The sequence below is a fragment of the Micromonospora sp. RV43 genome (genome assembly GCF_001029515.1).
In the GTDB taxonomy this organism is placed as follows: domain Bacteria; phylum Actinomycetota; class Actinomycetes; order Mycobacteriales; family Micromonosporaceae; genus Micromonospora; species Micromonospora aurantiaca.
Window position 1 is genome coordinate 1 of record NZ_LEKG01000212.1, and the last position, 12,073, is coordinate 12,073.

Consider the following 12,073-nt stretch of genomic DNA (forward strand, 5'->3'; position numbering starts at 1 on the left):
CGTCAGCGCCATCGCGGCGCGGCTCGGGAACGCGAGAGGGGCGCCCACCGGATGGTGGACGCCCCTCGTCGGACGCCGGTCAGGCGCCGAAGTTGTTCATGTTGATCGCCGCGCCCGCGATGGCGCTGACGATGCCGACGACCACGCCGACGGCACCGCAGATCAGGGCGGCCCGGGCCTGGCCGGCGTTGCTGGCCTCACCGGCCTGGACCTTCTTCTGGCCCAGCACGCCGAGGACGACGGCGACGATGCCGGCCGGGACGCCCAGCAGCGGGCAGCACAGGCCGAGCACGATCGACGCGATGCCGACGATCATGCCGGCCAGCCCCATGGTGTTGTTCTGGCCCTGCCCCGGGCCGCTGGGGTAGCCGGCGGCCGGGTACTGCGGCGCGGCGCCGTACGGCTGCTGCTGCGCGTACGGGTCCTGGCCGTAGGCGGGCTGACCCGACGTGGGCTGGCCGTACGGCTGGCCCGAGGTCGGCTGCTGGCCGTACTGCGGGGCCTGCGGCGGCTGCGCGTACGGGTCGTGCGGCTGCGCGTTCGGGTCCTGGTTCGGCTGCTGGCCGTACGGGTCCTGTCCGGGGTAACCGGGCTGCATGTCTGGTGCTCCTCAGATCGGTTCGGGTTGTCGGTCAGTTGCTGCCGCTGTTGCCGGCGAGACCAGCAAGGCCGCCGAGGAGGCAACATCCCACCACGATGATGCCGATCCAGATCAGGCCGACGATGAGGGCCCACTTGGACCACTTCTTGGACTCGGCGGCGGCGGCTTGGGCGCCCGCGTAGTCACCCTGCTGGATCAGCGGGTTGACCTTCGACGCGTTGATGATGGCCGGGATCGCGAGCGGCCAGAACAGGAAGATCGCGACGATGGACATCGTCATGTTGTTGTCGATCTGCTGCGGCTGCTGCGGGGGGTATCCGGGCTGCATTCGAAGTACTCCTCGGTCCGGTGGCACGCGGCGTGCCGGGTTCACTGGGGGTGCGGGCCGGGCACGGGGCCGGACACCGGGCGACCGGCAGCGTACCGCGATCACGCCACCGGGGAGGTCACCCGATGAGCCGCCGCCCCGCGGCCGGGCCGCCTGACCTGCCCGATAGGGTTGCCCGGTGACCGAGCCCGCGTCCGTCGCCCGCCTCGTCGTCCTCGTCTCCGGTTCCGGCAGCAACCTCCAGGCGCTGCTGGACGCCACCGCCGACCCCGGGTACGGCGCCCGGGTGGTCGCCGTCGGCGCCGACCGGGACGGGATCGCCGGCCTGGACCGGGCCGCCGCAGCCGGTGTGCCGTCCTTCGTCGAGCGCGTCAAGGACCACCCCACCCGCGCCGACTGGGACAAGGCGCTCGCCGCGCGGGTCGCCGAGCACCGGCCCGACCTGGTCATCAGCGCCGGGTTCCTCAAGCTGGTCGGCCCGGAGTTCCTGGCCGCGTTCGGCGACCGCTACCTCAACACGCACAACACGCTGCTGCCGGCGTTCCCCGGCATCCACGGCCCCCGCGACGCGCTGGCGTACGGCGTCAAGGTCACCGGGGCCACCCTGTTCTTCGTCGACGCCGGCATGGACACCGGCCCGATCGTGGCCCAGGTCGCCGTGCCGGTGCAGGACGACGACGACGAGGACACGCTCACCGAGCGCATCAAGTCCGCCGAGCGGCGCCAGCTCGTCGAGCAGGTCGGCCGCCTGGTCCGTGAAGGTTGGACGATCACCGGCAGAAAGGTCACCATCCCGTGAACGCCACTGAGGACGCCGGCCGCCGCCCGATCCGGCGCGCGCTGGTCAGCGTCTACGACAAGACCGGCCTGGCCGAGCTGGCCCGCGCCCTGCACGAGGCCGGCGTGGAGATCGTGTCGACCGGGAGCACCGCGTCGACGATCTCCGGCGCCGGGGTGCCGGTGACGCCGGTCGAGCAGGTCACCGGCTTCCCGGAGATCCTCGACGGGCGGGTCAAGACGCTGCACCCGAAGATCCACGGCGGCCTCCTCGCCGACCTGCGCAAGGACGCGCACGCCGCGCAGCTCGACGAGCACGGCATCGCCGGCATCGACCTGCTGGTCTCCAACCTGTACCCGTTCCAGGCCACCGTCGCCTCCGGCGCCGACACCGACGAGTGCGTCGAGCAGATCGACATCGGCGGTCCGGCGATGGTGCGGGCCGCGGCGAAGAACCACGCCTCGGTGGCGGTGGTGACCGACCCGGCCGCGTACCCGGCGGTGGTGGCCGCGCTCGCCGAGGGCGGCTTCACGCCGGCCCGGCGCCGGGCGCTGGCGGCCCGCGCGTTCGCCGACATCGCCGACTACGACGTCGCGGTGGCCGACTGGTTCGCCACCACCGTGTCGCCGGCCGAGGACGGCTGGCCGGAGTTCGCCGGGCTGGCACTGCGCCGTCAGGCGGTGCTGCGGTACGGCGAGAACCCGCACCAGGCGGCGGCGCTCTACACCGACCCGGGCGCGCCGGCCGGGCTGGCCCAGGCCGAGCAGCTGCACGGCAAGGAGATGTCCTACAACAACTACGTCGACGCGGACGCCGCCTGGCGGGCCGCCAACGACTTCGCGGACCAGCCGGCGGTGGCGATCATCAAGCACGCCAACCCGTGCGGCATCGCCGTCGGTGCGGACGTGGCCGAGGCGCACCGAAAGGCGCACGCCTGCGACCCGGTCTCCGCGTTCGGCGGCGTGATCGCGGTGAACCGGCCGGTCGACGCGGCGATGGCCGGCCAGGTCGCGGAGATCTTCACCGAGGTGCTCGTGGCGCCCGGCTTCGACGCGGACGCGCTGGAGCTGCTGCGGGCCAAGAAGAACCTCCGCCTGCTGCGGGCGCCCGAGTTCGCCGTGCGGCCCGCGGAGTGGCGGCAGGTCAGCGGTGGCGTGCTGGTGCAGACGCGGGACGCCGTCGACGCGCCCGGCGACGACCCGTCCGGCTGGACGCTCGCGACCGGCGACCCGGCCGACGAGGCGACGCTGCGCGACCTGGCGTTCGCCTGGCGGGCGGTCCGCGCGGTCAAGAGCAACGCGATCCTGCTGGCCCGCGACGGCGCCACCGTCGGTGTCGGCATGGGCCAGGTCAACCGGGTGGACTCGGCGCGGCTGGCGGTCAGCCGGGCCGGTGACGAGCGGGCCCGCGGCTCGGTCTGCGCCTCGGACGCGTTCTTCCCGTTCGCCGACGGTCCGCAGATCCTCATCGACGCCGGGGTGCGGGCGATCGTCCAGCCGGGCGGATCGATCCGGGACGAGGAGACCATCGCGGCCTGCAAGGCGGCCGGCGTGACCATGTACCTCACCGGCACCCGGCACTTCTTCCACTGACGAGTCCGGCCTCCGGGTGCGTCGGTCGTCCGTCCGACGACTGACGCACCCGGACGTCGTGCCGTTGCCCGCCGCGGGAGGCGGTTGCTAGCGTGTGCGCGGCGACGATCGAGCGTCTCCGCTGTCTGTGAGCCCGGCAGGTGTGCCATGCGCGTTCGCGACCGGTTGACCGCCGTCGTCGTCACGCTGGCGTTCGTCCTGGCCGGACTGGGAGCGGCAGCCGCACCCGCCGTCACCGCACCGGCCGTCGCCCCGATCGTCGAAGCGCTCGCCGCCGCGCGGCCCGCTCCCGACGTCGCACCACCCGCCGAAGCGCTCGCCGCCGCGCCGGCCGCCGCCTCGGCGAGCGGAACGAGCCCGGCCGCGCTGCGTGCCGCGTACCCCCGAATCTCCTGGTCGGAGCTTGCCGCCGGGCCGTGGCACGACCACGGCGGCGGTCTCGGCTACGCCGACGGACCGGACGACCTGGCCCCGGCCGCGCTCCCGCGCGTGGCCGGTCCGGCGGTGCCGGAGCCGGTCGTGCCCGCCCCCCGGCCGCCTGTCGTGCCGCTGCCGCCGCGCGGCCCGCTCGCCGCGCGCGCCCCGCCGGCCGCCTGAGCCGCACCGAACCCGCAGCCCGCACCTCGCCCCCTCTTCCTCCGGGGGACGGGGCCTTCGTCGTCACGCCTCGGTGCGTACCTCGGCGAAGTGGCAGGCGCTGGGGTGCGGGTCCGCCGCGCGCGGTACCGCCTGCGGGTCCTGCGTCGCGCAGACCTCCTCGGCCTTCCAGCAGCGGGTCCGGAAGTGGCAGCCGGACGGCGGCTCGGCCGGGCTCGGCACGTCGCCGGTGAGCCGGATGATGGTCCGCCGGTCGCGGGCCTCCGGGTCGGGCACCGGCACCGCCGACAGCAGCGCCTGGGTGTACGGGTGGGTCGCGCGCTGGTAGATCTGCTCCTCGGTGCCGATCTCCACGATCCGGCCCAGGTACATCACCGCCACCCGGTCGGAGATGTGCCGGACCACCGACAGGTCGTGGGCGATGAAGATGTACGACAGCCCCAGCTCGTCCTGGAGCTGCTCCAGCAGGTTGATCACCTGGGCCTGGATGGAGACGTCCAGGGCCGACACCGGCTCGTCGCAGACGATGATCTCGGGCCGCAGCGCGAGCGCCCGGGCGATGCCGATGCGCTGCCGCTGACCGCCGGAGAACTGGTGCGGGTAGCGGTTGACGTGCTCCGGGTTGAGCCCGACCACGTCCAGCAGCTCCTGCACCCGCTGCCGCCGGCTGCGCTTCGGTGCCGCCTCCGGGTGGATCTCGAACGGCTCGCCGATGATGTCGCCGACAGTCATGCGCGGGTTCAGCGAGGTGTACGGGTCCTGCATCACCATCTGCATGTTCCGCCGCAGCCGGCGCAGGTCCGCCCCTGCCGCCCGGAGCAGGTCGCGCCCCTCCAGCGTGACCCGCCCGGCGGTCGGCGTCTCCAGGCGCATGAGCAGCCGGGCCAGCGTGGACTTGCCGCACCCGGACTCGCCGACCACGCCGAGCGTCTCACCGCGCCGCAGCTCGAACGAGACGCCGTCGACCGCCTTGACCTGGCCGATGGTCTTCTTGAACAGCACGCCCTGGCTGATCGGGAAGTGCTTGACCAGCTGGTCGACGGCGAGGATCGTCTCGCCGCGCACCTTGGCGGGTTCAGCCGTCGCGGTCATCGTGCACCTCCTGGGCGAAGTGGCACGCGCTGGTCCGCCCGTCGCCGAGCACCAGGTCGTGCGGCACCTCGTCCACACAGACCGGCTGGACGTACGGGCACCGGGGGTGGAACGGGCAGCCGGACGGGATCGCCATCAGGTTCGGCGGCAGCCCGCGGATGCTGGACAGCGCCTGGCCGCGCACGTCCAGGCGCGGGATCGACTCCAGCAACCCCTTCGTGTACGGGTGGGCCGGCGCCCGGTACAGCGCATGCACGTCGGCGTGCTCGACGATGCGGCCCGCGTACATGACCGCGATCCGGTCCGCGACACCGGCGACCACGCCCAGGTCATGGGTGATCAGGACGAGCGCCATGCCGAGATCCCGGCGCAGGTCGGCCAGGAGGTCCATGATCTGCGCCTGCACCGTGACGTCCAGCGCGGTGGTCGGCTCGTCGGCGATCAGCACCTTCGGGTCCAGCGCCAGCGCCATCGCGATCATGACGCGTTGCCGCATGCCGCCGGAGAACTGGTGCGGGTAGTCGCCGAGCCGCTTCGCCGCGGCCGGGATCCGGACCAGGTCCATCAGTTCGACGGTGCGCCTGCGCGCGTCGGCCCGCGACATCCCGGCCCGCTCGCGCAGCGACTCGCCGATCTGCCAGCCGACCGGGAAGACCGGGTTCAACGCCGACAACGCGTCCTGGAAGATCATCGCGATCTCGGCGCCGCGAATCTGCCGGCGCTCCTCCTCCGGGCGGGTGAGCAGGTCCCGCCCCTGGTAGAGGATCTGCCCGGCGCGCACGTACGCGGGCGGGGTGTCCAGAATGCCCATGATCGCCTGGGCGGTGACGGACTTGCCGGAGCCGGACTCGCCCAGCACCGCGAGCGTCTCACCGGCGTCCAGGTGGTACGTCACCCCGTTGATCACCCGGGCCACGCCCTCCCGGGTACGGAACTCGACGTGCAGGTCCCGTACCTCCAGCAGGTGCCCGCCGGGCGGCGTGGGTGAGGCCGGCGTGGGCCGGACCGCGTTCTGCGTCATGGGGAAGTCACCGCAGCTTCGGGTCGAAGGCGTCGCGGATCGCGTCGCCGAGCATGATGAAGGCGAGCACGGTCAGGGCGAGGAACGTCGACGGCACGATCAGCGGTGTCGCCGACTCGCGCATGTGCACCCGGCCGGCGTCGATGTCGATGCCCCAGGAGATGGTCGGCGCCTTCAGGCCGATGCCGAGGAAGCTCAGCGTCGCCTCGGCCGCGATGAACGACCCGAGCGCGATGGTGAGCACCACGATGGCCGGGGCGAGCGCGTTCGGCAGGATGTGCCGCCACATGATCCGGCCGTTGCCGGCCCCGAGCATCCGGGCGGCGGCCACGTAGTCCTGCTCCCGGGCGGTGATCACGGAGGAGCGGACCACCCGGGCCGCGGTGGTCCATCCGAGCAGCGCCAGGACGAAAATCACCGCGAACAGGCGTACCGTCTCGCCGCTCGTGCTCACGCGCTTGAGCAGCACGATCGCGGCGAGCAGCAGCGGGATGCCGAGCACGATGTCGATCACCCGGGACAGCACCGCGTCGACCCACCCGCCGAAGTAGCCGGCGAGCATGCCGACGACGAGCGCGATCACGCCGGTGATCAGCGCGGAGAACGCGCCCACGAGCAGCGAGGCGCGGGCGCCGTAGACCGCGCGGGCGAACGTGTCGCAGCCCTGGAAGTCGTACCCGAAGATCGCCCCGCCGGACGGCCCGGCGTGCTGCCGGGACAGCACACAGTCGCGCGGGTCGTTGGCGGCGAACAGCCCGGGTGCCACGGCCATCGCGGCGACCAGCACCACCAGGAGCAGGCTGATCCAGAAGACCGGGTTGCGGCGCAGGTCCCGCCAGGCGTCACCGGCCAGGCTGCGGGCCCGGTCCGGCCGCCCGGCCCGCCCGGGCGTGCCCGGTTCGCCTGACACGCCGCGTCGCGCGGCCTGGTTCTCGGTAGCCGCCACCGTCTCGAAGTCGCTCACTGCGGCACCTCGCTGTGCTCACTCATAGCGGATCCTCGGGTCGAGGACGGCGTAGAGCACGTCCACCACCAGGTTGGACAGCAGGTAGACCACGACGAGCACGCTGACGATGCCGACCACAAGCGGGCCGTCCTCGGTGCGGATGCCGCGGAACAGGTTGAAGCCGACGCCCGGGACGTTGAACACGCCCTCGGTGATGATCGCGCCGCCCATCAGGTTGCCCAGCTCGACGCCGAGGAAGGTGACCACCGGGATGAGCGAGTTGCGCAGCACGTGCACGCCGACGATGCGGCGTCGCCGCAGGCCCTTGGACCGGGCGGTGCGGACGTAGTCGGCGCGCAGGTTCTCGGTCACCGAGGTCCGGGTCAGCCGCAGCGCGGTGGCCAGCGACAACGAGCCGAGCACGATGCCGGGCAGCAGCAACGCGTAGAAGGAGGGTTGCGCTCCGGCGGTGGGCGGGAAGATCGGCCAGCGTACGCCGAGGAAGTATTGCGCCAGCGGGGCCAGCACGATGGTGGGGATGCCGAGCACCAGCAGCGTGAGCACGAGCGTGGCGTGGTCGAACACGCCGGAGCGCCGGATGGCCGCGATCACGCCGGCGGTGACCCCGAAGATCACCGTCACGGCCATCGCGATCACCGCGAGCTTCAGGGTGACCGGCCAGGCGGCAGCGAGGATGTCGCTGATCTGCCGCCCGGTCAGCGACTGCCCGAGGTCACCCTGGACCAGGCCGCCCAGGTAGTCGAAGTAGCGGTAGAAGAAGCCACCGACACCCGTCGCGTCCAGGTGGTACTTCTCGGTCAGGTAGGCCCGCTGCGCGGCGGTCACCGGCCGCTCCCCGGCGAGGGCCTGGATCGGGTCGCCCTGCCCGGCGAACATCAACGCGTAGACGATCAGCGTGGTCCCGAAGAAGGCGAGGACCATCTGGAGCAGTCGCCGCAGGATGAAGCGGAGCATGCTGGCAAGTCTGCCGAAACCAGGCTGAATACGTGCCAATGCGAGGGCCGGGCCACCCGGTGGGGGTGGCCCGGCCCGTCAGCGGGGTGTCAGGCGCGTTCGATCTTCAGCAGATCCACCCGGTCGAAGAGGTCCACGTGGACGTTCTTGACCTTGGTCGAGTGGCCGAAGTTGTTCTGCCCGTACCGCAGCGGGATCACCGGCATGTCCTGCGCGAGCAGGTCCTCCGCCGCCTGGTACTTCTTGATCGCCTCGTCCTCGGTCGCCGCGCGGGCGCCCTCGGCGAGCAGCTTGTCGAACTCCGGGTTGCTGTAGCCGTAGTAGTTCGACGAGCCGGTGGTGCTGTACAGCGGGCCGAGGTAGTTCTCCATGGACGGGTAGTCCATGACCCAGCCCATCCGGAACAGGCCGACCGGCTGCTTCTGCTTGAGCTTGGTCAGCAGGTCCGCGAACTTCGGCTCGGCGGTGCCCACGCACTCCACACCCAGGTTGGCCTTGAGCTGGTTGCACGTGGCGTCGATCCAGTCCTTGTGGCCGCCGTCGCCGTTGTAGGACAGCTCGATCTTCTTCGGGCCGCCCGCGGCCTCGTACATGGCCTTGGCCTTGACCGGGTCGAACGCGCCCGCCGTGCCGATGGTGTTCTCCCGGTAACCGGCGACCACCGGCGAGACGAACGAGCGAGCCGGCTGCTGCGAGTCCTTGAAGATCGACTTGGTGATCTCGTCCCGGTCGATCGCCATCGAGATCGCCTTGCGCACCTCGGGCTTGCTGAACTCCTCCTGGAACGTCGGGAAGGCCAGCACCTGCAGCGACGAGGCCGGGCTCTGCTGGAAGCGGTCGCCCAGGTCGGTCGAGGCGGTCGACAGGTTCTCGGTCGGGATCGTCTTGATCACGTCGAGGTTGTCCGACAGCACGTCCGCGTACGCCGCGGTCGGCTGCTGGTAGATGCGGAACTCGACGCCGCCGACCTTGGGCTGCTGGCCCGGGAACGCGTCGTAGCGCTCCACCTCGACCTTGGCGTCGTGCTGCCAGCTGCCCTTCATCTTGAACGGGCCCTGGCCGATCGGCGCCTGCTCGTAGCCCTCGGCGAGCACGCCCGGGGCGGAGAAGGCCGCCTTGGGCAGCGGGTAGAAGGCGGTGTAGCCGAGCATGGACTTGAAGTCCACGTACGGCTGGCTGAGCGTCACGGTGAAGGTCAGGTCGTCGACCTTCTTCAGGCCGCTCATCGTCGTCGCCTTCGGGCTCTCGCCCTGGAGGTCGTCGTAGCCGGCCACCTTCTCGAAGAAGTAGCTGGAGTTCTGGCCGTTCGGCGCGTACGCGCCGTAGTTCCAGGCGTCGATGTAGTTGTCGGCGGTGACCTTCTCGCCGTTGTGGAACGTGTAGCCGGGCTTCAGCTTGACCGTCCAGACCTTGTTGTCGGACGTCGTCACCGAGTCGGCCGCCACCTCGTGCGGCTTGTTCGCCTCGTCGTAGTCGACGAGCGGGCTGAACAGGGCCGACAGGACCTGGGAGCCGCTCGTCTCGTTGGTGTTGGTGGGCACGAGGTGCTGCGGCTCGGCGATCTCGATCCGCACGGCCGCATCGGAGTCGCCGGCACCGCCGCCGCCACCGCCCGAGCCGCAGGCCGTCAGGCCGAGCGTCACCGCGAGCGGGAGCGCGGCCCAGGCCGCGAGCCTACGAACACGCATGGAGTCTCCTCATCTCCTCACGCTGCGCGGTCGTCCCGGCGCTGGGTGACTCTGCGCAACGAGCGGTAACGGTAGGTCGCGATCCGGCCCGTCGACAACTAGTGCGTGGTCAACTGATGACAGATCGTGTTCGGCGGGCCTTGCCGCTGTCGTCCGCGCGTGCTAAACCCCGCCTCTGCCTGGCCTTTTATTCGCCCCTGGTGGTCCGTTCGAGGTCGGTCAAGCGCGTCTGCGACGTCCGGTCCGCCTGTCCGGTCCCTGCCCGTCCGGGCGTGTCAGGGCCGCCGCGTCACGGTGACTGGTCACTCTCCGTGAGTTAAGGCACGTTGCGCAGCGTGATCGTCGGCCGTCGTCGTCCGGGCCCGCCCGCAGCCGTGAGACGATCACGACGTGACGGCGACGATCCTGGACGGCAAGGCCACCGCGGCGGAGATCAAGGACGAGCTACGGGCCCGGGTGAAGGCGCTCGCGGAACGCGGCATCACCCCCGGCCTCGGCACCGTGCTGGTCGGGGAGGACCCCGGCTCCCAGGCGTACGTCAACGGCAAGCACCGTGACTGCGCCGAGGTCGGCATCGCCTCGCTGCGGGTCGCACTGCCGGCCGACGCCACCCAGGAGCAGCTCGACGCGGCGCTGGCCGAGCTGAACGCCGACCCGGCCTGCCACGGCTACATCGTCCAGCTCCCGCTCCCCGGGCACCTCGACACCCAGCGCGCGCTGGAGTCGATCGACCCGGACAAGGACGCCGACGGGCTGCACCCGGTCAACCTGGGCCGGCTCGTCCTCGGGTACGACGCGCCGCTGCCCTGCACCCCGCGCGGCATCGTGGAGCTGCTGCGCCGGCACGACGTGCCGCTACGCGGCGCGAACGTGGCTGTCGTCGGCCGGGGCAACACGGTCGGCCGCCCGCTGGGCCTGCTGCTGACCCGGCGCAGCGAGAACGCCACAGTGACGCTCTGCCACACCGGCACGCTCGACCTGGCCGCGCACACCCGCGCAGCCGACGTCGTCATCGTCGCCGCGGGCGTGCCCGGGCTGCTCACCGCCGACATGATCAACCCGGGCGCGACAGTGGTCGACGTCGGCATCACCCGGGTCATCGGCGAGGACGGCAAGGGCCGCTACACCGGCGACGTGGACCCGGAGGTGGCCGAGGTCGCGGGCAAGCTGGTGCCGATGCCCGGCGGCGTCGGCCCGATGACCCGGGCGATGCTGCTGACGAACGTGGTCGAACGGGCCGAGCGGACCGCCTGACACCCACCCAGGTCATAACCGTCCGCCCCTGACCCGATCGGTGCCAGGATGGCTGATACGGTCCGGAAAACCGACTGGTATCAGGGAGTGGGACGACCATGGGTAAGAAGGTCACTGTCGTCGGCGCCGGCTTCTACGGCTCGACCACCGCACAGCGCCTGGCCGAGTACGACGTCTTCGACACCGTCGTGATCACCGACATCGTGGAGGGCAAGCCGGCGGGTCTCGCGCTCGACCTCAACCAGTCCCGCGCGGTCGAGGGCTTCGAGACCAAGGTCGTCGGCGTCACCACCGGCCCGAACGGCGAGGGCTACGAGGCCATCGAGGGCTCGGACGTCGTCGTCATCACCGCCGGCCTGCCGCGCAAGCCGGGCATGAGCCGGATGGACCTGCTGGAGACCAACGCCAAGATCGTCCGGCAGGTCGCCGAGAACGTCGCCAAGTACGCCCCGAACGCCGTCGTCATCGTGGTGTCCAACCCGCTCGACGAGATGACCGCGCTGGCCCAGCTCGCCACCCAGTTCCCCAAGAACCGGGTGCTCGGCCAGGCCGGCATGCTGGACACCGCCCGCTTCACCAACTTCGTCGCCGAGGCGCTGAGCGTACCGGTGAAGTCGGTACGGACCCTGACGCTCGGCTCGCACGGCGACACCATGGTCCCGGTGCCGTCCAAGAGCACGGTGAACGGCAAGCCGCTGCGTGACGTCATGCCGGCCGAGCAGATCGAGGAGCTGGTCGTCAAGACCCGCAACGGTGGCGCCGAGGTCGTCGCGCTGCTCAAGACCGGTTCGGCGTACTACGCCCCGTCCGCCGCCGCGGCCCGGATGGCGAGGGCAGTGGCCGAGGACTCCGGCGCCGTCATGCCGGTCTGCGCCTGGGTCGACGGCGAGTACGGCATCTCCGGCGTCTACCTGGGCGTCGAGGCCGAGATCGGCGCCGAGGGCGTGAAGCGGGTCGTCGAGACCGACCTGGACGCCGACGAGCTGGCCGCGCTGAAGGAGGCCGCCGAGGCCGTCCGCGCCAAGCAGGGCGACGTCGCCAGCATGTGACGCCCGTCCCACAGCGTCGAAGGCCCGCCGGCTCCGCCGGCGGGCCTTCTGCCGTCCCACCCGCGGTTCTCCCCGTCGATCATGAAGTTGACGGCGTAGTCGATCTCCAATTCCGCCGTCAACTTCATGATCGACGGGGTGGGGGGTGGGGG

At 71.6% G+C, this 12,073-nt stretch carries 12 protein-coding genes; 5 read left to right on the forward strand and 7 right to left on the reverse strand.

The features are described from left to right. Nucleotides 1–79: 79 nt before the first annotated feature. Entirely contained in the window at nucleotides 80–598 is a 519-nt protein-coding gene (locus ABD52_RS33170; RefSeq protein ID WP_047894339.1) for a DUF4190 domain-containing protein, read from the reverse strand. A 34-nt stretch (nucleotides 599–632) separates the two neighbouring features. Next, nucleotides 633–929 carry a CD225/dispanin family protein gene (locus tag ABD52_RS33175; protein ID WP_013288509.1) on the reverse strand — a complete coding sequence of 99 codons (297 nt, stop codon included), beginning with the start codon at nucleotides 927–929 and terminating at the stop codon, nucleotides 633–635. A gap of 178 nt (nucleotides 930–1,107) precedes the next feature. Here ABD52_RS33175 and purN point away from each other — a divergent pair, with 178 nt between their 5' ends. The 3 genes from purN (at nucleotide 1,108) to ABD52_RS33190 (ending at nucleotide 3,896) form a co-directional block, all read left to right on the forward strand. Further along, nucleotides 1,108–1,728, forward strand: coding sequence for a phosphoribosylglycinamide formyltransferase (gene purN / locus ABD52_RS33180; protein ID WP_013288508.1), 621 nt, complete (start codon nucleotides 1,108–1,110; stop codon nucleotides 1,726–1,728). Next, complete coding sequence (gene purH / locus ABD52_RS33185) at nucleotides 1,725–3,299, forward strand: bifunctional phosphoribosylaminoimidazolecarboxamide formyltransferase/IMP cyclohydrolase (protein ID WP_013288507.1); 1,575 nt, start codon at nucleotides 1,725–1,727, stop codon at nucleotides 3,297–3,299. Before purN ends, purH begins: the two co-directional genes overlap by 4 nt. Nucleotides 3,300–3,446: 147 nt before the next feature. After that, nucleotides 3,447–3,896 carry a hypothetical protein gene (locus ABD52_RS33190; protein ID WP_013288506.1) on the forward strand — a complete coding sequence of 150 codons (450 nt, stop codon included), beginning with the start codon at nucleotides 3,447–3,449 and terminating at the stop codon, nucleotides 3,894–3,896. Nucleotides 3,897–3,959: 63 nt separating this feature from the next. Here ABD52_RS33190 and ABD52_RS33195 read toward each other — a convergent pair whose 3' ends face one another. From ABD52_RS33195 to ABD52_RS33215, 5 genes are all read right to left on the reverse strand, one after another. Then, nucleotides 3,960–4,988, reverse strand: a complete 1,029-nt coding sequence (locus tag ABD52_RS33195) for an ABC transporter ATP-binding protein (protein ID WP_013288505.1) — start codon at nucleotides 4,986–4,988, stop codon at nucleotides 3,960–3,962. Next, nucleotides 4,972–6,009, reverse strand: a complete 1,038-nt coding sequence (locus ABD52_RS33200) for an ABC transporter ATP-binding protein (protein WP_013288504.1) — start codon at nucleotides 6,007–6,009, stop codon at nucleotides 4,972–4,974. Before ABD52_RS33200 ends, ABD52_RS33195 begins: the two co-directional genes overlap by 17 nt. A gap of 7 nt (nucleotides 6,010–6,016) precedes the next feature. After that, the gene (locus tag ABD52_RS33205) at nucleotides 6,017–6,973 is read right to left on the reverse strand and encodes an ABC transporter permease (RefSeq protein WP_047894340.1); all 957 of its coding nucleotides are present in this window, start codon (nucleotides 6,971–6,973) and stop codon (nucleotides 6,017–6,019) included. A gap of 18 nt (nucleotides 6,974–6,991) precedes the next feature. Next, nucleotides 6,992–7,930, reverse strand: a complete 939-nt coding sequence (locus tag ABD52_RS33210) for an ABC transporter permease (protein ID WP_013473620.1) — start codon at nucleotides 7,928–7,930, stop codon at nucleotides 6,992–6,994. Nucleotides 7,931–8,019: 89 nt separating this feature from the next. Further along, complete coding sequence (locus tag ABD52_RS33215; RefSeq protein ID WP_013288501.1) at nucleotides 8,020–9,618, reverse strand: ABC transporter substrate-binding protein; 1,599 nt, start codon at nucleotides 9,616–9,618, stop codon at nucleotides 8,020–8,022. A gap of 390 nt (nucleotides 9,619–10,008) precedes the next feature. Here ABD52_RS33215 and ABD52_RS33220 point away from each other — a divergent pair, with 390 nt between their 5' ends. Next, nucleotides 10,009–10,872: a bifunctional methylenetetrahydrofolate dehydrogenase/methenyltetrahydrofolate cyclohydrolase gene (locus ABD52_RS33220; RefSeq protein WP_047894341.1), complete on the forward strand. Its 864-nt coding sequence runs from the start codon at nucleotides 10,009–10,011 to the stop codon at nucleotides 10,870–10,872. 98 nt (nucleotides 10,873–10,970) lie between these two features. After that, nucleotides 10,971–11,921: a malate dehydrogenase gene (gene mdh, locus ABD52_RS33225; RefSeq protein ID WP_030269434.1), complete on the forward strand. Its 951-nt coding sequence runs from the start codon at nucleotides 10,971–10,973 to the stop codon at nucleotides 11,919–11,921. Nucleotides 11,922–12,073: the final 152 nt, after the last annotated feature.